At 39.9% G+C, this 25,477-nt stretch carries 23 protein-coding genes; 8 read left to right on the forward strand and 15 right to left on the reverse strand.

What is annotated here, in order from left to right:
* The first annotated feature begins 63 nt into the window (after positions 1 to 63).
* Both AY601_RS11375 and AY601_RS11380 read left to right on the forward strand, forming a co-directional pair.
* The gene (locus tag AY601_RS11375) at positions 64 to 1,449 is read left to right on the forward strand and encodes an MBL fold metallo-hydrolase (RefSeq protein ID WP_068400838.1); all 1,386 of its coding nucleotides are present in this window, start codon (positions 64 to 66) and stop codon (positions 1,447 to 1,449) included.
* Positions 1,450 to 1,670: 221 nt separating this feature from the next.
* Entirely contained in the window at positions 1,671 to 3,005 is a 1,335-nt protein-coding gene (locus tag AY601_RS11380) for an OmpA family protein (RefSeq protein ID WP_068400841.1), read from the forward strand.
* Positions 3,006 to 3,085: 80 nt separating this feature from the next.
* Here AY601_RS11380 and AY601_RS11385 read toward each other — a convergent pair whose 3' ends face one another.
* The 9 genes from AY601_RS11385 to AY601_RS11425 all read right to left on the reverse strand — a co-directional run bounded on the left by AY601_RS11385 (position 3,086) and on the right by AY601_RS11425 (position 12,135).
* The gene (locus AY601_RS11385; RefSeq protein ID WP_068400844.1) at positions 3,086 to 3,436 is read right to left on the reverse strand and encodes a hypothetical protein; all 351 of its coding nucleotides are present in this window, start codon (positions 3,434 to 3,436) and stop codon (positions 3,086 to 3,088) included.
* Positions 3,437 to 3,443: 7 nt separating this feature from the next.
* The gene (locus tag AY601_RS11390; RefSeq protein ID WP_068400847.1) at positions 3,444 to 4,544 is read right to left on the reverse strand and encodes an NADH:flavin oxidoreductase; all 1,101 of its coding nucleotides are present in this window, start codon (positions 4,542 to 4,544) and stop codon (positions 3,444 to 3,446) included.
* 10 nt (positions 4,545 to 4,554) lie between these two features.
* Complete coding sequence (locus tag AY601_RS11395; RefSeq protein ID WP_068400850.1) at positions 4,555 to 4,854, reverse strand: ArsR/SmtB family transcription factor; 300 nt, start codon at positions 4,852 to 4,854, stop codon at positions 4,555 to 4,557.
* A 163-nt stretch (positions 4,855 to 5,017) separates the two neighbouring features.
* A complete protein-coding gene (locus tag AY601_RS11400; protein ID WP_068407432.1) occupies positions 5,018 to 5,956 on the reverse strand; it encodes an L-histidine N(alpha)-methyltransferase in 939 nt (312 codons plus the stop codon).
* Between the two features lie 4 nt (positions 5,957 to 5,960).
* A complete protein-coding gene (egtB, locus tag AY601_RS11405; RefSeq protein ID WP_068400853.1) occupies positions 5,961 to 7,109 on the reverse strand; it encodes an ergothioneine biosynthesis protein EgtB in 1,149 nt (382 codons plus the stop codon).
* Position 7,110: 1 nt separating this feature from the next.
* Positions 7,111 to 8,679, reverse strand: coding sequence for an ABC transporter permease/substrate-binding protein (locus AY601_RS11410; protein WP_068400856.1), 1,569 nt, complete (start codon positions 8,677 to 8,679; stop codon positions 7,111 to 7,113).
* A gap of 1 nt (position 8,680) precedes the next feature.
* Positions 8,681 to 9,568: an ABC transporter ATP-binding protein gene (locus AY601_RS11415; RefSeq protein ID WP_068400859.1), complete on the reverse strand. Its 888-nt coding sequence runs from the start codon at positions 9,566 to 9,568 to the stop codon at positions 8,681 to 8,683.
* Positions 9,569 to 10,951, reverse strand: coding sequence for a dihydrolipoyl dehydrogenase (lpdA, locus tag AY601_RS11420; RefSeq protein ID WP_068400862.1), 1,383 nt, complete (start codon positions 10,949 to 10,951; stop codon positions 9,569 to 9,571).
* 14 nt (positions 10,952 to 10,965) lie between these two features.
* Entirely contained in the window at positions 10,966 to 12,135 is a 1,170-nt protein-coding gene (locus tag AY601_RS11425) for an aminotransferase class V-fold PLP-dependent enzyme (protein WP_068400865.1), read from the reverse strand.
* A gap of 156 nt (positions 12,136 to 12,291) precedes the next feature.
* On the opposite strand from AY601_RS11425, the gene AY601_RS11430 reads away from it, so the two are divergent.
* The gene (locus AY601_RS11430) at positions 12,292 to 13,581 is read left to right on the forward strand and encodes an acetyl-CoA hydrolase/transferase family protein (protein WP_068400868.1); all 1,290 of its coding nucleotides are present in this window, start codon (positions 12,292 to 12,294) and stop codon (positions 13,579 to 13,581) included.
* Positions 13,582 to 13,670: 89 nt separating this feature from the next.
* Here the strand turns inward: AY601_RS11430 and AY601_RS11435 are convergent, their stop codons facing one another.
* From AY601_RS11435 to AY601_RS11445, 3 genes are read right to left on the reverse strand one after another with little or no spacing between them, the layout of a single operon-like run.
* Positions 13,671 to 14,237: a helix-turn-helix domain-containing protein gene (locus tag AY601_RS11435; protein WP_068400871.1), complete on the reverse strand. Its 567-nt coding sequence runs from the start codon at positions 14,235 to 14,237 to the stop codon at positions 13,671 to 13,673.
* Between the two features lies 1 nt (position 14,238).
* Entirely contained in the window at positions 14,239 to 14,451 is a 213-nt protein-coding gene (locus AY601_RS11440) for a heavy-metal-associated domain-containing protein (RefSeq protein WP_068407435.1), read from the reverse strand.
* A gap of 53 nt (positions 14,452 to 14,504) precedes the next feature.
* A complete protein-coding gene (locus AY601_RS11445; protein WP_068400875.1) occupies positions 14,505 to 16,739 on the reverse strand; it encodes a heavy metal translocating P-type ATPase in 2,235 nt (744 codons plus the stop codon).
* 314 nt (positions 16,740 to 17,053) lie between these two features.
* Here AY601_RS11445 and AY601_RS11450 point away from each other — a divergent pair, with 314 nt between their 5' ends.
* Genes AY601_RS11450 through AY601_RS11470 form a run of 5 tightly spaced genes read left to right on the forward strand, consistent with a single transcriptional unit; the run spans position 17,054 to position 21,999 of the window.
* Positions 17,054 to 18,139 (forward strand): hypothetical protein, encoded by a 1,086-nt coding sequence (locus tag AY601_RS11450; protein WP_068400877.1) that lies wholly within the window; start codon positions 17,054 to 17,056, stop codon positions 18,137 to 18,139.
* 19 nt (positions 18,140 to 18,158) lie between these two features.
* Positions 18,159 to 18,731, forward strand: coding sequence for a DUF4833 domain-containing protein (locus AY601_RS11455; protein WP_068400880.1), 573 nt, complete (start codon positions 18,159 to 18,161; stop codon positions 18,729 to 18,731).
* A 22-nt stretch (positions 18,732 to 18,753) separates the two neighbouring features.
* A complete protein-coding gene (locus AY601_RS11460; protein ID WP_068400883.1) occupies positions 18,754 to 19,338 on the forward strand; it encodes an RNA polymerase sigma-70 factor in 585 nt (194 codons plus the stop codon).
* A gap of 1 nt (position 19,339) precedes the next feature.
* Entirely contained in the window at positions 19,340 to 20,308 is a 969-nt protein-coding gene (locus AY601_RS11465) for a FecR domain-containing protein (protein WP_068400886.1), read from the forward strand.
* Positions 20,308 to 21,999, forward strand: a complete 1,692-nt coding sequence (locus tag AY601_RS11470; RefSeq protein ID WP_068400890.1) for an STN and carboxypeptidase regulatory-like domain-containing protein — start codon at positions 20,308 to 20,310, stop codon at positions 21,997 to 21,999. The genes AY601_RS11465 and AY601_RS11470 overlap by 1 nt, the downstream gene beginning before the upstream one ends.
* A 59-nt stretch (positions 22,000 to 22,058) precedes the next feature.
* Here AY601_RS11470 and AY601_RS11475 read toward each other — a convergent pair whose 3' ends face one another.
* From AY601_RS11475 to AY601_RS11485, 3 genes are read right to left on the reverse strand one after another with little or no spacing between them, the layout of a single operon-like run.
* Positions 22,059 to 23,393, reverse strand: coding sequence for a DUF5074 domain-containing protein (locus tag AY601_RS11475; protein WP_068400896.1), 1,335 nt, complete (start codon positions 23,391 to 23,393; stop codon positions 22,059 to 22,061).
* Positions 23,394 to 23,408: 15 nt separating this feature from the next.
* Positions 23,409 to 24,308 (reverse strand): hypothetical protein, encoded by a 900-nt coding sequence (locus AY601_RS11480; RefSeq protein ID WP_068400900.1) that lies wholly within the window; start codon positions 24,306 to 24,308, stop codon positions 23,409 to 23,411.
* Between the two features lie 20 nt (positions 24,309 to 24,328).
* Entirely contained in the window at positions 24,329 to 25,465 is a 1,137-nt protein-coding gene (locus tag AY601_RS11485; protein WP_068400903.1) for a YncE family protein, read from the reverse strand.
* Positions 25,466 to 25,477: the final 12 nt, after the last annotated feature.

Consider the following 25,477-nt stretch of genomic DNA (forward strand, 5'->3'; position numbering starts at 1 on the left):
TGTTTATCTTCTATTATAGATGTTTTAAACAGGCCCTTAGATTGCGAAAAAATATATACAGACATGAAATTAACGATTTGGGGAGCAGCGAAACAAGTAACAGGCAGTATGCACCTGCTTCAATCACACAATTATAGTATACTCATAGATTGCGGACTTGATTATGAAAAAGAAACTTATCAAGAAGAAAATCAGTATTTCCCCTTTGATCCGGCTTCGATAGATGTCGTTATTTTAACACATGCGCACATTGACCATTCTGGAAATTTACCTACACTTTTAAGAATGGGCTTTAATGGTCAAATCTTATGCACACCACCAACGGCAGATTTAACTGAACTCCTGCTAATGGATTCCGTAAATATATTTTTAAGTAAACAGAACAAGAGAGCAAGAGGCAAAAGGGTAGCATCTGGTCCTAAACCTCTTTATCTGCACAAACATGTGATGGATACTGTAGACCGTTTTGTAACGGTTGCCTTCGATAAAGAATTCACTATAAAAGAAGGGATTACCCTTCGCTTTATTCCTGTAGGCCACTTGTTAGGTGCAGCAGCTGTTGTACTAAATATTTTGGAAGACGGGCAGGAAAAAAGAATTGCGTTTACCGGAGATATTGGCCGTAAAAACTATCCCGTATTAGTAGACCCGCAACCCATTCCGGAAGTTGACTATTTAGTATCTGAATCCACTTATGGTGGCAGGCTACATAGTAAAGACACTACAATCGAACAGAAACTGGTCGAAACAATCAATGAAACTTGTGTTAAATTTCCTGGACGTTTAATTATCCCGGCTTTTAGTATAGGCAGAACACAGGCACTGGTTTATTCACTCAATAAAATATTCAGTGAAGGCTTACTTCCACCTGTAAAAATATTTGTAGATAGCCCGCTGGCTGGTTTTGCGACAGATGTTTACCGCAAACACCATCATTTACTCAATGAAGAATCACAGGACTTTTATAAACGTAAAGGCGATGAGTTTGAATTCGAAGAACTTTCTTATGTACAAGATAAGAGAGAGAGTATTTCAATCTCTAATTACCACGAGCCCTGCATAATCATATCTTCGGCAGGAATGCTGGAAGGCGGGAGGATTCAGGATCATTTGTACCATAATATTCAAAATTACTATTGTACTATTTTGTTCATCGGCTATTGTGCTAAAGGAACTTTAGGAAACAGACTCTTAAGGGGCGACCCTATTGTCCGCTTACGTCACCGTGATTTAATGGTTTTTGCTACAATCAAACAAACAGACTTACTGAGCGGACATGGTGATCATGACGATTTGTTAAACACAGTGAAACAGCAAAGTCCCGAAAAACTCAAAAAAGTATTCCTTGTTCATGGTGAAAATAAAAGTCTGGACAGCCTTGCTGCTGCAATAGCCGACGCTGGATACACTGTAGCTATACCAGAAAAAGGTGAAGTATTTGAGCTATAATTTATCTAAAAGAATCTTTCTGTAGCAAATACTATACAGTTTATTGAACTTCAACAAAGAATAGTCAGTATTAACTTAGAAAACAAATTCCCGCATAATTTACTCATTATCAGTTTATTCTATATTTCTAATCTCAATTAAATCTCAATTGGCAGGATTATTACGCGTTGGCTAATTATTCAGTAGAGTACTGATGATTTAATATCTAACTATAAATAAAGATGAACTCAAGAATTACAAAATCAGCGTTGATACTATCCTTAGTAGGACTATCAACCTCGTTGTTCGCACAGGATGTAAATTCTGATACAACAAAACGCTTCGACAAAAAAGACTTCCGTACCTGGTCAATCGGGTTAAACGGTGGTATGTTAACGCATTACACTCCTTTCAATAATAGAGCTAATGGCGACTTTAGTACTCCACAAGAAAGCTGGGGTTACGGAGGTTACATTAAGAAACAAATTCTTCCAGGATTTGGTATTCAGGCTGACTTCCTTGCTGGTAAAGTAAAAGGTCTGAGAGCTAATAACCCAGACGGTACTACTCAAGCAGGTACTAGTTTTGAAACCCGTATTGACTGGTCTGCAGCTGTTAGTGGTAACTTTACTATTGCTAACATGAGCTTAAACCACAAACGTACTGTACTTTCACCTTACTTAACAGCTGGTGCTGGTTATATGTCTTCAAGTGCGAATACAAATGCAATTGGAACAGCTGCTGTACCTGCAGGAAACACAGGTTACGGTGAGCACTGGTTTATTCCAGTTGGAGCAGGTTTTAAAGTTGGATTATCAAAAGGTGTTAACCTTGATTTAGGTTACACAGTTAACTTCATGAAAACTAACAACTTTGACGGTGTACAAAGTGCAGCTAACGACAAATTCACTTATGCACACGCTGGTGTTGAGATCGCTCTTGGTAAAAGAGGAACTTCTCAATTACAAAACTTCAGTGCAGTTGCAGCAGTTCGTGAAGAAAGTGCAGCAGAAAGTGCTGAGTTAAGAAGAGCATTATCTACATCTGAGCAAAACAGACTGAGAGATCAGGAACAATATGCTAAAGATATGGGTGATGAAGATGGAGACGGTGTAGCTAACAAATTTGACAAGTGTCCTGGAACTCCAGCAAATACTACTGTTGATGGTGCTGGTTGTCCTTTAAAAACACCAAAACAAATTATTAAAGAAAAAGTAATCGTTACTGCTGAAGACCGTAGAGTTGTTGATGAAGCTATCAGAAACTTAGAGTTTGATTTAAGCAAAGCGACTATCCGTCCTACTTCTTACAACACTTTAAACAGAGTTGCAGCTTTATTAGTAGAGAAAAACTTTAGCTTGAAATTAGCTGGTCACACTGATAACACAGGTTCAATGGCTTTAAACTTACGTCTATCTAAAGACAGAGCTGAAGCGATCAAAACTTACTTAGTTTCACAAGGTGCTAATGCATCTCGTATTGAAGCAACAGGTTACGGTCCAAACCAACCAATTGCATCTAATAAAACTGCTGCTGGTCGTCAGAAAAACAGAAGAGTTGAATTCTCTTTATTTTAATCAGAACAGTTTAAATAAATAAAAAAAGCAGGTGTCTCCAATGGACACCTGCTTTTTTTCATACAGTAATTCTATAAATGTTAATCCGGATCGCGTTCCGGCCAATACTCCCCGGTTAATTCCAATTCTCCTGCCTTTTCATCCAGATGAATAGTTACAGTCATCTTTTCTTGTTGTAAGGTATCAATTGCACTACACGCACTAAACTCTTCTAATACATACCGAAGCTTTAATGTGGTAACCTCTGCATTATTAGAAATACTATCCGGAACAACTGTTATCCTGCTTACCTTTTCACGTGCATGATAAGCTTGAATCATATAAGCAACCTGATCTGCATGTGCTTGAATAGTTTGAAGGATCAAGGCAGAATCCACCTGAACCGGAACTTCCGGAACAGGTGAAATCTTTAATTTTATAGTGGATTGCATAGCTTATTTAAACCAGTTCAGCAAGCGCTGCAGCAGTAAACCCTTTTAACTCATCTTCCCGATGATCACGAATTTTTTGCACCCAGTTTGGATCAGCTAAAAGCGGTCTTCCAACAGCAACCAGGTCAAAATCACCTCTATCCAATCTTCTAACCAACTCTTCCAGAGAACTAGGTTGTGAAGACTCACCAGCAAAAGCATCAGTAAAAACGCCATTCAAACCTACCGACCCTACAGTAATTGTAGCAGCACCTGTAATTTTTTTAGCCCATCCTGCAAAGTTTAAGTCTGAACCTTCAAACTCAGGTTCCCAGAAACGACGTTGTGAGCAATGTAAAATATCAACACCAGCATCCACGATAGGATTTAACCAGCTATCCATTTCTGTCGGGTTAGTTGCAAGTTTGTAATTATAATCTTGTGGCTTCCATTGTGATAAACGAAGGATGACAGCGAAATCATTACCAACTTGTCTGCGTACTTCTTTAACTACTTCTACCGCAAAACGGCTTCTCTCAGCAATTGTTTTACCGCCATAATTATCGGTACGGTGGTTCAGCTGATCCCAGAAAAACTGGTCAATTAAATAACCATGTGCACCGTGTATTTCTACAGTATCGTAACCTAGTCTTTTAGCGTCAGCTGCCGCACGTCCGTAAGATAAAATCGCATCAGCAATATCACTTTCAGTCATTGCTTTACCTTTTTGCTGTCCAGGATTTACAAATCCTGATGGTCCTTCAAATTCTACCGAAGGCACCCAGCCAGATTTATGGTCAGCTTGTATACCCATATGCCAGATCTGAGGCCCCATATGACCACCTGCTGTATGCACATCTTTAATTACTTTGTCCCATCCTGCCAATGCTTTTTCTCCGTAAAAATGAGGGATGCTTGGATCGTTTGCCGAAGAAAGACGGTCAATCACCGTACCTTCAGACAAAATCAGTCCAACATCACCGGCTGCTCTTTTACGATAATAATCAGCTACATCTGCTGTTGGTATACCATTTGGTGAGAATGCCCGTGTCATTGGTGCCATCACCAATCTATTTTTCATATTTAATGTTTTCAGCTTAAAGGGCTGGAACAAACTTTCTGTATTCATAGCTATTTAATTATATTGAAGTTTCTATTAACTGTTTAAATTCAAGGCAAGCAGCCTCATTTCTTTTATAATAAGTCCATTGGCCTATCCGGGTCGATTCTATCAATCCACTTCTTTGCAGAATAGATAAATATTCTGAAATTGTAGATTGCGTCAGCTGCGCTTTACAATGTATCTGACCGACGCAAACACCAACCTCCTTCATATCCCGGTCTTGTGGTGGAAAATGTAATTCAGGCTCTTTCAGCCATTGCAAAATCATTAATCTTGTTTTGTTCGACAACGCTTTAAATACCTCTACCTGATCCATGCAACAAATGTATATCGGAAATTCCCGATATCCCTGTTAAATAATACAAAGTGACATAAGCCTGATTCTCAGACAAAAAATTGACAATAAAAAAGGCTTAACTACGCTATCATGAGTAATTAAGCCTTTGTAGCCTATTTGGAAAACTGATTTTATAACTAAATTATACGCACTGCCAAACAGTATCCACAAACCATTTTTTATGGTCAAAGAAATGTGTTACGGTTTTAAACCCTGATACTTTTGCGATGTTCTCAGTCTCCTGAACAGAATATTTTTGAGAAATCTCCATATAAATAACTTCATTTTCATGAAATTGAAAAGTTTGATCAGCAATATTCACTTTCTGGTTTTTCTTACTAACCAGATAACTTTTACAAGCACCAGTTATCGGATCATAGTTCGGATAATGTTGAAATTGAGACACCTTAAAATCACCTCCCAATTCATCATTTATGCGATGCAGCAGATTTAGGTTAAAATCACGCGTAAAACCTGCAGCATCATTATATGCTGCAAGAATAGTATGCGGATTCTTTTTCAGATCAAAACCGATTAATACCAAATCCCCTTCTTGCAGTGCAGCACGGATTTTACGACAAAACTCAATACCATTCTCTGGCGTTTCATTCCCAATATTTCCACCCAGCAGCATCACGACCTTCTTTCTGGAAGAGACACGATTCGCTTTTTCCAGCATATCGAAATATTCTCCATTTAAGCCCTGCACCTTAAGACCCTTGATTTTCTCTGGTAATGTCTGCTCTAAATGCGCAACCATTGTAGAAGAAATATCAATCGGCATATAAGTAAAGTCTACTTGTGTATCTACCAGCTCTTTGAGCAGATAACTCGACTTAGTGGCATCTCCTGCTCCCATTTCAACCAGATCGAAGGTGTTAAACCCATTTTTCAAAGTGATTGCCAAGTCTTTAAACCGCTCTCTGAAGATCTCCTTTTCACAGTTGGTGGGATAATATTCAGGACAATTCATAATCTCCTGAAAAAGTTTATCTCCTTTTCCGTCGTAAAAATACTTCGAATTTAAAGTTTTCTGTGGTTGACTAAGGTCATGTAGAACCTCTTTTAAAAATTGATTCATAGCATTATTTTGAAAGCCTGATACCACTGAACATCCAGCGCATATCAGGGTGAAAGAAGTTTCTATAGGTATTTCTGCTGTGATTTGCAGGGGTAGCAATTGATGCCCCACGCAATACTTTCTGATTCACCATAAATTTACCGTTGTATTCGCCCAATGCTCCGGCAGCTTTGGAGAAGCCAGGATATGGCAGGTAGGCACTCTCAGTCCATTCCCATAATTTACCCCATTCAAATAAAGAAGAAGCTACTTCCCATTCAAATTCTGTTGGCAAACGCATACCTTTCCATTGTGCATAAGCCGAGGCCTCATAGTAACTGATATTGGAAACAGGCGCGTCCATTTTTAAACTTTCCAGCCCGGATAAACTATAGCGGTGCCATTGTCCATCTATCTCATACCAATATAAGGGCGCATTGATTTGTTTTTCCTTTACCCAATCCCAGCCTTGCGCATGCCACAAACTAAAATCATGGTAGCCACCAGCTTTTATAAATTCCAGGTATTCTGCATTACTGACCAGACGCGTTGAAATGCTGAAGTTTTGAATATAAACTTTATGCCTGCCCTGCTCATTGTCAAAATGAAAAGCATCTCCCTGGTGTCCAACTTCATGAACACCTTCTTTGAAATCTACCCAGCCTTCTTTAGCAAGCGTTAACCCCTTTTCTATATTATCGGCAGCATAAGCCGGAAACAATGGATTATGTCCCAATATGTATTTAATATCATACCACAACAATTCCTGATGCTGCTGTTCATGATTCAGCCCCAATATCAGAAGTTCTTCTATCTCCTGATTGACTCCACATAAAAGGAATTTCTCCATGGCCTCATCTACATAAGCGCGGTAATGGAAAATTTCATCTACCGTTGGACGGCTCAGGTTACCTCTGTCTGTACGAATCACCCTGGCTCCTATACTTTCATAATAACTATTGAAAACATAGTTATAATCAGGATTGAACGGTTGATAAGCAACAGCATAAGGGATCAAAATAAAAGTCTCAAAAAACCAGGTGGTATGCCCAAGATGCCATTTAGGTGGACTAACTTCTTCTGCCGGCTGTACCACGTAGTCTTCTTTTTGCAGTTTATCACACACCATGACGCTATGCGACCTCACTGCGGAGTATTGCTCCAAAAGTGACATATTAATTTTGGTTTAGATGGTTGGTTAAGTTTGTTATACTTTTAATATGCAAACTTTGTGCCTGTTCTCTTCTCATCATCAGTGCATAGGCATTATTAAAGCCTATTGGCTTAAGCCACTTTAGGTTGAACTGATGTTTAAATTCATCACTGACATACTGATATACGCCATCTACATCTCCTGTCAGCTTATTTATAGTATTTGCGTCTGGTTTAAGCAGCACTAAAAAACCTGTTCCAGTATATTCAGGATAAAAATCGATCTGATTATTAGTCAGTGCATCAAAACATATTTTTGTTCCTCCCAGACCTGTCTTAGTAACAACTTCTAAATCGGTATTCCCTTTGATCAGTATTTTGTAGATCTGGGCCAGGATATATTGCTCACCAAATATTTTTGATCCTATTCTGATTGTCCCTTTTCCGGCAGCTCTGGCTGGCTTATATAGATGATGTGCTTTGGTAAAATCCAATGCTACCTTTTCAGGACTTTCTTTGAGTTGATCAACTTTATAATTCATCGCAATCATCGTTGAATCATTAATAAAGCCCGACAACTGATTCAAAACCCCTTCAAGCTCAGGATATTGATCCAGCACTTCCTGCCGCACTACCGGAGCAGCATAATAAGGAGGAAAGATATGCCGGTCATCTTCTAAAATAACCAGATCATAAGCCTTTAGCCTTCCATCGGTACTATAGCCACTAATTACATCTAATTTTTTCTCAAAAGCAGCTTTATACATTACAGCATCACTGATCACTACAGTTTCAATTCCCAATTTATAGATTCTTTTCAGTCCTAAATACCCATCCTCTCTCCCCATAAATTCAGGAGTAAAGCCACCTAACATCTTTCCCCCAATCTGAGTTGGTAATAAATAGAAAGAACTCAGTGTAATCAAAGCAAAAGGAAGAACAAGGTAAGAGACACGAATACTTTTCAGATTCAGTTTTTGAACGAGTGACAATAAAAAATCAAGTATAATAGCTAATAAAGCAGCGGGAATAGCCCCTGCAAGGATCATATTAGAATTATTTAAAGCGATACCGCCGAAGATAAACTCTCCTAAACCACCCGCAGCAATATAAGCCGCTAAAGTCGCAACCCCTACATTAATTACTGTAGCCGTCCGGATACCCGCCATGAGCACAGGAAAGGCTAATGGCAGTTCAACTTTCATCAGGATCTGCCATTTACTCATTCCCATTCCTTTAGCCGCCTCAACAACCGCAGGGTTTACTTCCATAATACCAGTGTAGGTATTTCTGATAATCGGCAGCAGCGCATAAAGAAATAGTGCAAGAATAGCTGGTTTCGGGCCAATGCCTAAAAAAGGGATCAGCACACCCAGCAAGGCAATACTTGGAATAGTTTGTAAGATACCAGCTACTCCTAATACAATACCAGATAGTTTTTGCTTCCTGGTGATCAGGATGCCTACTGGAACAGCAATCAGGATTGCAATCAGGAGTGAAATCAAAGTAAGCCCTATATGCGCCCAGGTCTGACTCCATAATTTATCAGACTGCTGTCCGACAAATTCCCAGAAATTTTGTGCCTGCTCCATATTATTGTTTTTTATAAGCTGAAAAAGCACGCATCAAATCTTCCATACCAATAGCATCCTCTTTGCTGTCTGTTTGAAGCAATTCCTCCATTCTTTCCCAAACTGTAATCTTTTCGTTTGAATAGCCAGGCAATAGTTCAGCGATCAAAACAGATTTCAGTTCCAGCTGTAAACGTTGCTCTTTAAAGAAATCAGCTACAAATTCATTTGCAGGATGAAAAAGCAAATCTTCAGGAGTTCCGATTTGTCTGATTTCACCTTTATCCATCAAACAAATCCGGTCGCCCATTTCAAAAGCTTCCTGTACATCATGCGTGACCATAACCACTGTCTTTTTAACCAGTTCATCCAAAGCTTTAAACTCTTTACGAATACTAATTCTTGTTAGATTATCTAATGCGCCAAAAGGCTCATCCATTAATAATACCGGTGGATTAACCATTAATGACCGGGCCAGACCTACCCTTTGTTGCTGTCCGCCGCTCAAAGCTGCCGGATATTTATCCGCTAAAACGGGATCAAGATTTAATTTTTGAAATAGTTCATCTGCTCTTTTACGGATATCCTCATTTTTCCATTTCAGCAATCTGGGTACAATAGCGATATTTTCAGCGACTGTATAATGCGGAAAAAGGCCATGATTTTGCAATACATACCCTATTCCACGCCTGAGCTCTTCTGGCTGCCGGGTACTGATATCAACCCCATCCAGAAAAATAGTTCCTGAATCAGGGGCAATCAGCCTGTTGATCATGCGCAGCGTGGTTGTTTTACCGCAGCCGCTTGTGCCTAATAAAATCAGGTTCTCCCCTTCTTTTACCTCAAAGCTGATATCATTAACAGCAATTGAATGGCCAAATTTCCTGATCAGATTTTCTGCTTTAATCATTTAAGCGATTGACATAAATAGGTTATTGAGGGATTCAGCGTATAGTGGATGTGCAAAAATGGCAAATCTTATTTCTTCATAAGTGATCTTTCCCATCATCGCCATTTGCAAAACAGACATAATCTCTCCTCCTTGTTCACCTATGATTGTTGCGCCGAGAATCTGTTTAGTTTTTTTATCAACTACAGCCTTCATGAAACCTCTGGTTTCAGCATTTTCAATCGCCCTGGCTACATTTCGCATTGGAATTTTAGCAACCAGATAATCGATTCCCTGCGCTGCAGCTTGCGTTTCTGTCAGACCAATACGGCCCAGTTGAGGATCAGTAAACATACAATAGGGTATCATACGGTCTTTAATACTCATTTTGGTTCCTTCCAAAAGATTTTTGGTGACTACAATATAATCATTATATGAAATATGTGTAAAGGCGGGACCACCTTTTACGTCTCCCAATGCGTATATATTTGGCGCTTTAGTTTCCAGGAACTCGTTCACTTTAACAAATCCATGCGGATCGCATTCTATAGTGGTATTTTCCAGTCCTAAAGCCGTTGTCTGAGGGTTTCTGCCCGATGCAAGCAATACATGGCTACAGGCAATAGTCTTTTTTTCGCCTTTTAAGTCCAGGGTAACCTTAATTTTATCATCAGCGATGGTTTCAAACTTAACAACTTTAGCTTCTGTTAAAATGTCCATGCCTTCCTCTTTGAAGAGCTCGCTCATGACTTCACAAACATCGTTATCTTCTTTTGGCATTAGCTGCACCCCTTGCTCCATTATTGTAATTTTGGAACCAAAACGCTTAAACATCTGACCAAATTCCAGCCCGATATAACCACCTCCAACGATAAGCAAATGTTCGGGAACTTCTTTAAGTTCAAGAATAGTAGTTGAAGTGAGGTATTTAATAGCTTTAACACCTTCTATATCCGGGATCCGGGGACTCGCACCAGTGTTAATAAAGATATGTTTAGCCGTATAATTCTCGAAATTACCGTCTCTTTCATTCACATATACCGTATGGTCATCCTGAAACTTAGCTTCCCCATAAATTAAAGTCAGGTTCTTCGTCTTTTCGACTCCTTTAATTGAACCTTCACGGAATTGAGTTACAATAGCTGATTTACGGGCCATAATTGCTTTGAAATTGATTTCATAAGCAGCTATATCAATCCCCAGGTCTTTGCTCCTGCCAGCCTGATAAGCTAGTCTGGCAGAGGCAACCATAGCTTTAGTTGGCGTACACCCATCATTGATACAGGTACCGCCAACCATTCTTTTCTCTATCAATGCAGTTTTCCAGCCTGCATCTGCTAATTTCTTAGCCAGGGGCACGCCAGCCTGACCTGCACCGATTACTATTGCGTCAAATTCCTTCATTAAACGAATAACAATTAAAAATCCAAAATGGCGACAACTTTTTCCAATTCTTCTGCAGTATTGAAATAATGAGGCGAAAGACGGATCGCACTTTCAATATTTTTCTTCGGAAAATCAATCATTGCAGATCCTGCAAATGCTATAGAAAAATAAACATCATGCGTACGCAGGTGCGCTGCAATTTCCTCAGTCGTATGATGATCCATCGTAAAAGTGAGGATATTACTGACCTTTGATCCCCAATCCTGCAAATTCAGCCCTTTCACTGTTTTTAGCTGATTCCTGAAATGAGACATCAAATCTGTATTGTATTTTTCAATATTTGCCATTCCTAACTGATTGGCATATTTCACAGCCTCTTTAAGTCCTAATCTGCCAGCAAGTGAAGACTCCCAGAATTCAAAGCGTTTAGCAGTAGGCTGTAAGGTATAATGATCAACCGAACTCCAGTCCCCGCCAATCATATCAATAACCAACGGAGCTAAACCAGCTTCAAGCGCACGGTCAGCTACAAAAAGAAACCCGGTACCACGTGGTCCGCGCAGGAATTTTCTTCCAGTAGCTGCCAGGAAATCACATCCTATTTCTTTTACATCCACCACAAGTTGCCCTACAGACTGGCAAGCATCAACCAGGTACCAGCAATTATATTTCCGGCAAATTGCTCCAACTTCTGCTGCTGCCTGTACCAGGCCCGAACTGGTTGGAATATGCGTAAGCGCAACTAATTTTGGCTGATGTTGCTTAACTAATTCTTCAAATGCGACTAAATCAAGGTCTCCATTTGCCAGGTTACCTGCTCTGATAATCTCAATTCCAAACCGCTTCTTCAGGGAAAGAAAGGATATTTGATTGGAAATATAATCATCATCTGTAGTTAAAATAACGTCTCCGGCTTTAAATTCAATGGACGAAATGGCCTTTGCATAGGCATCTGTAGCACTGTTCTGAAACGATATATTCTCAGGAGCGCAGTTGAGCAGTTTAGCTGTTTCTATGTAGAATTCATCTACCCCCTGCTGGTTTGCATAGGCAAGCGCATATCCGCCAATCTGTGCTTCTTCAGTAAGGATGTTTATCACTTGATCAAATACAGCGTCAGATACTAATGAAGAGCCTGCGCTGTTCAGGAAAATTTTATCTGTACAACCTCTGGTTTCTTTTCTGATTGTGTTTAAATCCATTCTTTTATGAAATTGATTGATAGCTGTTAACAATATTTTATATCGGTAAAAGGTAATAAAAAACCTTTAAACCTAACCTACATCATTCCGGATTTTGACCAGGATCACACATTATTCCAGCTTATTTGTTCTAATTGCAGTTTAATAGAACAGCTTATGAGCCAACCAAAATATACTAGTGCAGCAGATGCTGTGAAATACATCCAATCCGGACAGCGCGTCTTCCTTCACGGCAGTGCAGCAACACCGGTATTACTGATTAAAGCCCTTCAGCAGCGGCATGCTGAGCTTAAAAATGTAGAATTGGTTAGTATTTCAACCTTGGGTGATGTAGATTTCAACAATCCTGAATGGCGTGGAAGCTTCTTTTTCAATTCCTTATTTACCTCAGCGAATACCCGTTCTGTTGTGAATAGTGCCAACGGCGACTATGTTCCTGTCTTTTTAAGTCAGATCCCGAAGCTCTTTAAAGAAGGTTTTTTACCACTTGATGTGGCTATGGTACAAGTTTCGCCACCCGACGTACACGGTTATTGTTCGTTAGGAACTTCTGTAGACATTGCAAGGGCTGCTGTAGATACAGCGAAACATGTGATTGCTCAGGTTAACCCGAATATGCCGCGTACACACGGTGACGGTTATTTGCACAGCAGTAAAATAGACACCTTTGTATGGCATGAATCCTTGTTACCAGAGGTTGATTATTCAGCTAAAGTAAGCAGCGCTATGGTTACAATTGGTCAGCATATTGCCTCTTTAGTAGAAGATGGCGCGACCCTTCAACTTGGAATAGGTGGTATCCCTGACCAGGTTTTAAAGAATTTAGGCAACCATAAAAACCTGGGTTTGCATACAGAAATGTTGTCGGACGGTGTGATTCCGCTTATCCAAAATGGGGTCATCAACAACAGCATGAACAAGATTAACCGGGGTAAATCGATTACCTCATTTATGATAGGAACGCGTAAACTTTACGATTTTGTGAACGATAATCCGAGTATCAGGGTAATGGATATTTCCTATGCAAATGACACGAGCGTGATCCGTCAAAACCCAAAAGTTACCGCTATAAACTCTGCCATTGAACTTGATTTAACAGGTCAGATCTGCGCTGATTCGATGGGGACTTTTCAGTATTCAGGCATCGGCGGACAGATGGATTTTATCCATGGTGCGTCTCTGTCTCCAGGAGGAAAACCGATCATTGCCCTACCATCAATTACTTCAAAAGGGATTTCCAGAATTGTACCATTTTTAAAAGAAGGAGCAGGTGTAGTAACCACCCGCGGACATGTACATTGGGTGGTTACTGAGTACGGAAAAGTAAATCTTTTCGGGAAAAGTTTAAAGCAGCGTGCCCGGGCATTAATTGAGCTTGCACACCCGGATCACCGTGAAAACCTGGAAAGAAAATGCTTCGAAAGGTTCGAAACTTCTTTCGATTAGCAATAAACAAATAAAATAATACACTAATAACCAGACAACAACTCAAATCAACTAATCTAAAGATTAATGATAAACCAAAAATCCATCGCTTAGTTGATTTGATCTAAAGGTTTCCGGTTACCGCTTGGCTGAGCCTTATATTTACTCGGTGTAACCCCGGTTACAGCTTTGAATTGTGTAGACAAATGAGCGCTGCTACTGTAGCCCATCTGGTAAGCAATCTCATTGAGATTGAGCTCACCATACTCCAGCAATTCCTTAACTCTTGTCACCTTTTGCTGAATAATATATTTTTCAATTGTGATCCCTTCCACATCAGAAAACAGCCTGCTGAGGTAAACATATTCCTTATTTAATTTCTCTGCAATTACGCTCATCAGACTCTGCTTCAATTTAAATAGATCCGAGTAATGTACCAGCTCAATCACCTGCGTCTTTACCTGCTCCACGAGCTGATCTTTATCTTTGTCAATCAACTCAAAGCCCAATACCTGGAAAGCCGCTGAGATGTCCTGTAGTTTCGCCGGATCTGGCTCCGGCGAAACAGTCACTCTTCCCAATGAAATCTCATCCACACAGAAGCCAAGATTTTCCAGCTGCTGTCTGACGATCAGAATACACCGGTCGCAGACCATATTTTTAATGTGCAGCTGCATATCAGATTAACTCCCCCTGGAAGCCGGCTTTTTTTAAAGTCTCTTCTATTTCTTTCTGCAAGTGCTCAGCCTCACCAGTTACGGTCAGAACTTTATCAGCTACATCGGTATCCACCTTCCACTGCTCAAGACCATCTATTGCATTTAAATGAGGAGTTACCGTAGCAATACATCCACCGCATTTAATATTCGTTTTAAATTTCAGCGTTTCCATAATATTCATTTTTAATAATGTCCGTTCATTAATCAGGACAGCGTGTTTTAAAATTAGTTTAATTTAGTCAATTTCAACCTGAGGCTGTTTCCTACTACAGAAACTGAGCTTAAGGCCATAGCTGCCCCTGCGATCATCGGATTCAGCAGGAAACCGTTTAACGGATATAATATCCCCGCAGCCAAAGGAATCCCAATCAGGTTGTATATAAACGCCCAGAATAAATTCTGGCGTATTGTTCTTACTGTAGCTTTTGAGAGCTTCAGGGCCTTAGAAACCTGCCTTAAATCAGAAGAGATTAAAGTCAGCTTCGCTACATCAATGGCGATATCAGATCCCCTGCCCATTGCAATCGAAAGATCTGCCTGAGCCAGCGCCTGGCTATCATTAATTCCATCGCCTATCATCGCAACGATTTTGCCCTCCTGTTGCAGACTTTTGACAAAATCTGCTTTTTCTGACGGAAGTACGTCTGCCTTATAGTTTAATATACCGGCCTGTTTCGCAATCGCAGCCGCTGTAAAGGCATTATCTCCCGTCAGCATATAAACTGTTATCCCTTGCGCCTGCAGCTCTTCTACGGCCTGCTTTGAGCCCGTCTTAATTTGATCGGAAATTGCAATCACTGCAATCACTTTTTTAATACTGGTAAAAAAGATCACCGTCTTAGCTTCCTGCTGAAACTGATGAACGGTCTCTTTTATTTTTCCGGGCAATTCTCCATGGGCTTCAGTTAAAATCTTATGGCTTCCTGCAAAATAGGTTTCCCCCTTAAAAACAGCCTCTACTCCTTTTCCCGTCAAACTTTTAAAATCAGTAATCGAAGCGCCTTTAACACCTGTCCCTTTGATATAACTCACTACAGCTTCGGCCAGCGGATGTTCAGACTGCTGCTCCACTGCCAGGAAAACACTTAACATTTTACCCTGATCTGAAACCTCATTATCAACCCATTCAATGCCTGTAACTAAAGGCTTACCTTCAGTAATTGTACCAGTTTTATCTAAAATGACTGTATCGACTTTATAGCCCGATTCCAGTGCTTCTGCGTCTTTAATCAGTATCCCATGCTCAGCTCCCTTACCAATCCCGACCATAATTGCCGTCGGCGTAGCCAGTCCTAAAGCACAGGGACAAGCGATCACCAATACCGTAACCATAGCCATCAATCCCTGGCTCAATTTATATTCCCCACCAAACAGCAACCATACTCCTAAAGTACAAACCGCGATAAAAAGAACTATCGGCACAAATATACCAGCGATCTTATCCACTAATTTCTGAACTGGCGCTTTTGATCCCTGCGCATCCTGAACCAACTTAATGATCTGTGCTAATAAAGTTTCCGCACCAACTTTCTCCGCACGGAATTTAAAACTTCCTTTCTGATTGATCGTCCCTGCAAAAACCTGCGCACCCGCCTCCTTCAATACCGCTACAGGCTCTCCGCTGATCATACTTTCATCCACATACGAATGACCTTCATCCAGCACACCATCCACCGGAATTTTATCTCCAGGCTTTACCAATAACCGGTCGCCTGCCTTAACTGCCGACACCGCTATTTCCTGCTCCCCATCTTCAGTAACCAGCATCACCGTTTTTGGCTGTAACCCAATCAGCTTTTTAATTGCAGAAGAAGTGTTTGATTTTGCATTCTCTTCCAATAGCTTACCCAACATGATAAAAACAATCACTACAGCTGCCGCCTCATAATACACATGAGGATGAATCCCTTTAGCATGCCAGAAGTCGGCAAAGAAGGTATTAAACACACTAAAAAGGTAAGAAATACCCGTACTCAATGCAACCAGGCTATCCATATTTGCCCGGCCATGCTGTGCCTGTTTATAAGCATTGATAAAAAAATTCTTTCCAAACACAAACAAAACCGGAGTCGTTAAAGCGAGCATATAATAATTCGCATACGGGATATCCATTAAAAACATTCCGATAATCACTACCGGTAATGTCAGTAATCCAGCCAGAATAGTCTTTCTTTTCAAAGCACTGTAATTCTGCTGTTGCACCTCTTCCTGCTTTTCCTTACCATTCAGCGCATCCAGGATTAAATCGTACCCCACTGACTGTACTGCTGCCTGAAACTGTTCTGGCATAATTTTATCCGGCTCATAACTGACCTTTACCTGTTGTGTCGCATAATTTACCTCGGCACTTTGAACACCATCCTGAGCCTCAATCATAGACTGTACACTGGAAGCACAACCCGCACAGGTCATACCTATTACGGGGAGAGAAATGGTTTGTATGTTCTTTAAATCTGACATCGTTCTTATTTATGGTACAAAGATAGGTCCTACCCTACCCAAAGACTTACATCATTTTGTTATAAAATTTCATAATTCGGCATCCCCTGGCTTTGCCAATGATCTGTATATTCACATGAATAGCCCTTTCGCTGCTCAACACACACGACAACATCGTTACCTCCTGCTCAGTAAAACAAAAAGGCATGTAACGTATGCCTCCCCAATCAGAATTTGAGGTCACAAATTGTGACCTCAAGTTATTAATTAAAAAAAATCAAGTCCACGTAAGGGTAAACCTTAACCATGTTGTCTCTTCCTTAAACAACGACAAAATGAATATAAAACTTTACACACTCAACCTGCTAAAAACCATTACCCTAACCCTTTTAACAACTACACTATATGCGCAAACCAAACCATCAAGAACTCATATCGGATTGATTTATCCCTTAAGTAGTAATGGCAAACACGCCCCATTAGATAGCAACACCTTTTCTCTGAACCTCATTGCGGGCGTTTCCGCAGCAGAAGACGGCTTTACACTTGCCGGGGTAACCAACGTCATCCACCACAGCGCTAAAGGTGTCCAGATTGCAGGTTTCTCTAACCATATTGGCCAAAAAGCACAAGGCGTAAGAGTAGCCGGATTTATGAATCTCTCCGGAGAAAGCGAAGGTGCATCAGTTGCTGGTTTCCTCAACAAAGCAGACGACATGAAAAGCGCACAAGTAGCCGGCTTTATGAACCTTGCAAAAAAATCAGACGGATTCCAAGTTGCTGGGTTCGCAAACATTGCCCATGACATTAATGGGACGCAAATTGCAGGTTTTATGAATAAAGCGAAAAACACCTCTTCACAAATTGCAGGGTTCATGAACATTGCGAAAAAAGTCAAAGGCGTACAAGTAGCCGCCTTCCTGAACATAGCCGACAGCTCCGACTACCCAATCGGTTTCATTAACCTCATTAAAAACGGTGAAAAAAGTATCGCTGTAACTGTCGATGACAACCTCACCACCCTGATATCCTTCAGATCAGGAGGAAGAATACTTTACGGAATCCTTGGAATAGGCTATAATTTCAGAAACAAAAAAGAAATATATGCAGCCGAAGCGGGCATGGGCGCACACGTTTACACCTCTCAGGCCTTTCGCTTAAACCTGGAACTCACAGGCCTTACCCTGCAAAACTTCAAAGCTGGAGAATACTTTAAATCTTCCCTCAGAATTCTTCCTGCATTTAAAATCACTCCTCACCTGGAAATCTTTGGGGGGCCAACCTTCAACTATGTCAATACCAATACAGAAGAAGGAAGAAAATTAACAGAGAAATTTATCTCCAAATGGGAAAGTAAAAATGGCAACAGAATACAGGGAATCTATGCAGGCTATACCGCCGGTGTACAATACGTATTCTAAATATAACAAATTTCAACATATGGCCTCACTCCGCAAAGCCCTTAAAACTACTCAATTCCTATTACTGGTTCTGCTGGCGATGGTCAATCCCTTAAGTGCACAGCCAGCCGATGAAAAAAAGCATCCCCGAATAGAGAATCTATTATTCTTCGTCCAGAAAAACCCGGATGCCAATACGGTAATCTACGAATTGAACCTTAACAAAGACGGTACAATTTGCACACAGGCTCCGGTTAAAGTTTCCTGGATCAAATATGCTGAAGACGGAAAACGAGAAGAACTCAGCAACATAGAAAAGAAATACGTTTATGGTGTGCAAAGCCAAGACCTGGGAAATGATGAATATAAAATCCATTTAATGGCCTACACTAAATTACCTTTATACCTGAAGCGCTCTCAAACCGATAACAAGTACAAAATCTATATCAAAGATGAAGACACCCACTATTTACTAAAAAGAGCATTTATCAAACTCGACAGCTGCTCCTTCTGGTATCCAAAAGTACAATACATTGATTTGGTTGCCGTAGATACAGCAAATGGAAGGGAGATTTTACGAAGAATTAATATCAGATCAGAAGCAGAATTCTAATATATTTACAGAGACATAAAACGTGGATTTAACCTACCCTGTGAGCTATACCGCACCTATAATTTACGACGACGCAGCTTTTGAACAGCTGTTTAAAGCACACTACAAGGCATTACATGTCTATGTGAACACCATGATCCGTGATGAGGAAATGGCAGAAGAAATAGTACAGAACAGATTTATGAAATTCTGGGAAAAACGGGAACTGCTGGATATACAAACTTCTGTTAAAGCCTATTTATACAAATGCGTTCACAATGACACTTTGAATTTTCTGAAGCATGAAAAAGTAAAAATCCGCCATCAGAATTTCACGATGCATTCCACTGTCGAAAGTGAACCCGCCTCACACCGGGTAGAATTAAATGAACTAGCATCCAGGATACAAGGAGCTATGGAAGATTTACCCGAACAATGCCGGCTTATATTTCACATGAGCAGGTTTGAAGAGTTAAAATACAGAGAAATCGCAGACCAGCTGGGGCTCTCTATTAAAACCGTAGAAACCCAGATGGGCAAAGCATTAAGGATATTGCGTTTAAAACTGGTCGATTTTTTAGTTCTCCTTTTACTGGGAGTATTGTTTTACAAGGATTTTTTGAATTAAGATGAGCGATAGAGATGAACTTTTAATAAAACATTTATTAGACGAAGCTAGTACAGAAGAAAACACTGAAGTACTGCAATGGATAGCTGAAGATCCGGCTAATCAAGAATATTACAACCAATTTAAAAAGATTTGGGATACAAGTAAAGTACTGGAACCAAAAAGCACCATAGACGAAGAACAGGCCTGGAAGAATTTTAAAGCTAAAGTAGCCCCTCCAAATCAACAGGAAGCTAAAGTTGTTCCATTGCGTTATAAATATGGATGGCTTAAAATTGCAGCTATATTTCTCATAGCCGCAGGTCTGTGGAGTACCTACCGCATTTTTAGCGGTGCAGATTATATTTCGGTTGGTGCCGGAAAAGAAGTCTTGGTCAAAACACTTCCCGACGGATCAACCATCACGATGAATAGAAACTCTTTACTAAGTTTTGCCAGTAATTTCACCGATCACCGGGCAATTCGGATGCAAAAAGGAGAAATATTCTTCAAGGTGACACCAAATAAAGAGAAACCATTTATTATCGACGTAGAGAAAGTAAAAATAAAAGTGGTCGGCACTTCTTTCAATGTGAAATATCTGAACGAACAAACAGAAGTTATCGTAGAAACAGGAATCGTTAAGGTGAGCATCAGCGGTGCTGATGTTGAACTGCACAAAGGAGAGAAAGTGATTGTTAAAAACGGCACTACTGAATTGAAAAAAGAGATTAATACCGATCAGCTTTACACTTTCTACCGGAACAAAACGCTAATCCTGAACAATACGCCGCTGTCAAAAGTTATAGAAACATTAAATGACGCTTACCAGGTAAATATTGTTATTGAAGATCCGCAAATCAAAAACCTGCTATTGACCACTACTTTTCCAGAAGATTCACTAGACCATATTTTACAGACTATCTGTGAAACCTTTAATATTAAACAAGTACACAGCGAGGGCAAAATCCTGTTGGTAAACAAATCATAATGAACAGGAAATTACTTTTACTGTGCTTCTTATCGGTCATCACCTGTAAAATCTATGCACAGCAGGACGCTGAAAACTTATCCAGACGCGTCACCATCAAGGTGAAAAATCAAAAAATTGCCGAAGTACTCACTCAAATCAGTACTTCCGGCAATTTTTACTTTTCCTACCAGGGTAACTTATTCAACACCGATAGCCTTGTTAACCTTTCCGTCCAAAATACCCCGGTAAGAACCATTCTTGACCAGTTATTCAGAGGCAAAATAGATTATAAAGAAAACGGACAGCACATAATTCTGCGTTCAGCAAATTTCCATCTCACCATAGAACCTGACAATATCACTACTGCCGAACGTTTATACCTGATTAGTGGATATGTGATCGACACTAAAACAGGTGCCAAAGTTAAACAGGCCAGTGTCTACGAAAAAAGATTGCTTCAATCTACCTTAACCAATGACGATGGATATTTTAAACTCCGTTTCAAGGGTGATTACAATGAAGTGATCCTCACGGCAAGTAAAGAGGCCTACCGTGATACTACGCTGATCTTTCTCTCTAATATTACGATCAAACCCCAGGGTTATGAAGACACGTCTTCGGCACGTAAAAGCAGAGTCAGCAACCTGGTAGAAAACATGGGAATCGGAAGATTCTTCGTGTCTTCCAAACAAAGGTTCCAAAGTTTGAACCTCTCAGGTTTTCTGGCGAACAGTCCGTTTCAAGCCTCTCTTACGCCTGGCTTAAGTTCACATGGAATGATGAGTTCACAAGTCATCAATAAAGCCTCCTTCAATATTTTAGGAGGCTATTCAGCAGGACTGGATGGTATTGAAATGGCAGGTTTATTCAATATGGATAAAACAGATGTAAGTATGATACAAATTGCAGGTCTGTTTAATATTGTCGGCGGGTCTGTAAAAGGCGTACAAATGGCAGGAGCCGTAAACTCAGTTATCGGAAACGTTGATGCGATGCAAGTAGCAGGTCTGGTCAATTATGTCAGAGGAAATACTTCTGGTCTTCAAATGGCCGGTTTATCTAACCATACCCGCAAAGATTTTAATGGACTACAAATGGCCGGCGCAGGGAACATTAGTAACGGGACTTTGAAAGGTGTACAGATTGCCGGATTATTTAATTATGCCAAAACCGTGAAAGGCGTACAGTTTGGATTGGTAAATGTTGCTGACACCTCTTCAGGTTATAGCATCGGTTTGATCAACATCGTTAAAAAGAATGGCTATCACAAAATCAGTTTGTCCGGTAATGAACTCATTAATGCAAATTTAAGCCTTAAAACGGGAACTAAAAAACTCTATACAATCCTGATGGCCGGTAGAAATCTCTCAGATACTGCGAAAATTTCTTCTTTCGGTTTTGGGTTCGGACATGAAATACAGCTGAACCCAAAATTAGCCATTGGAGTTGAATATCTCTCTCAATTTATTTCTACAGGTAAATGGTCTGAGACTTCCAATCTTAATAAGCTACAGCTACACTTACAATATAAAATAGCGAATGGACTAGCTATTTTTGGTGGCCCCTCCTATTCTATTTATGGCACAGATTACCCACAAGGTTCTGGTGTAAAAGGCTTTAAACAGCAAGTACCGCCCAGTTATGCGCATGCATTCAATAACACAACCAGTGGCTGGTTAGGATGGAATATAGGAATTACCTTATTTTAAAAAACCCCCTTTACCATTATAGTAAAAGGGGTTACAACACACACACAAGATCTTATGAGCTATTGATGGGATACAATTACCGAAGGGAAATAATAACCACTATAAGAAACTGTCTTTTTAATTGCAGCCGTTATTGGATCATAGAAATATAAGTTGTTTACACTAAAGTTTTCTCCGAAACCTGATTGTACAGTATTGACCAATAACTGATCCAACTTTGCATTATAGCTTAACCCAGCACCATAAAGTATCTTACCTGTAGGCAACATCAAAAACGGAGCTTGCAGAGAAGCATCATTTCCAGGGATATATTTATAGAGCTTTGTACCACCACTAAAAGATTCATTTTTAGCAATAAAAACTGCGTTCTCTTTGGTAGAAGCCGTAATAGATCCAGGATGCCATGCACCCCATGAGCCAAAAACTGTAAAAGGAACTGTAATCGATTCAACATCAAGTGAAGCATTGATTTTAAACAGCTTAGTACCACCTGCAGCCCAGATATTCCCATCTATAGTGCGGGTAAAGCCCACAGAAACACCAGGAATCTTCTTCACTACTTTATTATCGGCTGCATTCAGGATCACTATGCCATCTGTTGAAGAAAGCACAAAAATATAACCACCTTGTTTGATCATATCGCCAACCTGACCGCCTATGCCGTCAATAGTACGGCCAATAGCCAATGTATTTAAATCAACCGGGAATACTCCCTTACCTGAGCTCAGCAGTCCTTTAGTTTCATTAATACCCACAAATGAACGCCAGTCATTACCACCCTGACTCGGTATACGGGCCAGTTCTTTCATATTGTATTCATTCGTAACCACCATAGGGCCTCCTACTTTAGAAACCAGGTAAAACTTGTTTTTAAAAACAACACCAGATTGCAAGGTAGAAGATACAGGGTTCAGATCTTTGGCCGGATTTTCTTTCACAAAGATGCTGTCTTCCATTTTATTGGTATTGTAACGGTAAAAACTTACTGTCCCTGTTCCATGCCCAAACCAGCCTTCATTTAAGATATAAAAACCATTTTCATATTTATCCCAAACATGGATCTGGTAATCAACAGTGATTTCACCACCAGCAGTAGCAGCTTTAAAGCTTATTTTAAAGTCTCCTTTATTCACCGCTTTAAAAGTATATACAGAATCAGATCCGGTACGTGCACCATTCACCGTCCAGCTGTAAATAGCATTTTTAGTATTGGCAAGCTTAGGATGCAATAACAATGTATCATTAACTGTAAGAGAATCCTTCCCATTATTCTTTAAAGATTCTGTAGTCTGCGGCTGTAGTAAAAGCGCTTTTTCATTATCTTTTTTACAAGAAGAAATAGTCAGGATGGATAGACTGGCAAACAAATAGGGTATTGATTTTTTAAAATTCATTGGTTTTAATAATTGTTAATTTAAATCTGCAGCGCCTCTTACCTCGGTAGAAATTTCGCCTAACATCGTATTGCCTTTTTCATTCTGTCCGGTATATACCTTTACGAAGTCGATTTTTGCTAAAGTAACAGGCTGACCAGCACTATTTACAGCCCATGAAAGATCAAATGAATTGTATTGGTTAGTTTCAAAATTGTCCCCGGTTGACCAGCTGTCTGTATAGCCATAGCTGAATGCGCGGTTCACATAAATATCTCCCTGCATACCCCAGGTAGACTTTAGCTTTGTTCCAGTAAAGGTTGTACTGGTTTGATTTGGCGCAAATAATGGGTAATAGTTATGTCTATGGAACTGATTAACTTGTACTTGTCCTGATCCGCCCTGGTTATCCGTCCAGTTTACATTCGCTGTAGCATTAGGATTGGTATAAGTAATCTGGTAATTTTTAATCGTACCCACAGCATTGTATTCACTACCCGCAAGCTCATACCATGCATCATCTGGTAAACCATTGCCATTTACATCCTGGCTAACCATCACTATTCCAGGCTCTGACCATTGCAACACTGGGCCTAATGGATTACCATAAATAGCCAGATCATAGCCTTGTTTGTTGAGAATAGAGTGGTCAAATCCGAAAACGATATAACCGCCATAGCCACCAAGGGAGATCATACCAGTCTGGCTTACATCACCAATGATACGCTGTGCACCAGCTAAACTACCCAGACTTTCATTAATAAACTGTCCTGGAGCAGGTAAATATTCAAATACTCTGGAGATGAATTTACTATTGACAGCAGTAGTTTCTTTTCCTGTTGTTAATGCATGAGTTTCGTTTACATCTTTTTTACATCCCGCAAATACAGCAGCACCTATCAGTGCGATTAAAAGGGGTTTTAAATTTGTGTTCATAGTTATATCTGGTTGATTGGTTAATAAACAAAAGCAAAATGTGCAGGAATATCACCTGTGGTTACTTGAAATTTCTTTATACCCGCAGAATTAAAGCAATATAAAGTACCAGGAGAAACATAATCCTTTGCGTCAGTCACAAATACATCCTTGGTAATCGGGTTAACCGCAATTCCATAAGGAATTGTTATTTCTTTATTTGTACCATCGGTAATGAAACTCTTGCTCAATGGAGTCTCTGTTTTCACATCAATCATTCCATAGGTAATTTTATTATCACCCGTTTCATAATTATATTCAGTACTATAGTAGTAAGCAAGATCATCATCTATTACAATTTCACTTACTCCTATATCAAATGATTTTTTCACCTTTTCAGTTTGGGTATCAATAACGAAAAGTTTAGAAGGTATATTCATGTAATCCCCTCTTGAACTCACATACAAATCACCATATTTATCTGCCTTCAGGCGATGAAGATTAATAGCCACATCAATTTTATTCGTTACCTGAAAGCTATTCAGATCAATCACAGAAACCGTTCTTTCATAATTTGTAGCACTGTAACCACCAGAATTGGCTACAAATAATTTACCTCTCACTACAGCCAGTTCTTCTGGCTGACGACCAACTTCAACACGTCTTTTTTCGGTAAGTGTTGCCGTATCGATCTCAATAACAACACCATTGCCAGCTGTAGGATCACCTAAAGTACCTAAATAGGCACTTGCATAACCCTTGCCTTTATAGAAAGTGATGTATCTGCAATTGGTGAAAGGAATCTGACCGATTTTTTTACCGGTTTTAGCATTTAAAACCTCTATTTTATTAGAGAGATTCACAACTACGTATACTTTAGAACCATATACACCTATATCATTCCCCACATCACCCAAGCCTTTAACGATTTCAGGATTGGCCTGGTTATAGATATTCCGGCTATAATAACCAGAAGAAAAATCTAAATAATCCAAGGAGGCTTTATTCATATTCATATTGCCTTCATTGAGTAAATAAAGGCCTTTTACAGGACCAGATGGTGTTGGTTCCAGTATTTCGACTTGTTCAGGAGCTGGCTGAGGGTCCTTCCTGCAAGAAAACAGGGATGCTGATACCATAATGGCCAGTGATAAACGATAAAGGAGCTGTTTTTTCATGTTTGATTATTT

Source organism: Pedobacter cryoconitis, from assembly GCF_001590605.1.
Taxonomy (GTDB): domain Bacteria; phylum Bacteroidota; class Bacteroidia; order Sphingobacteriales; family Sphingobacteriaceae; genus Pedobacter; species Pedobacter cryoconitis_A.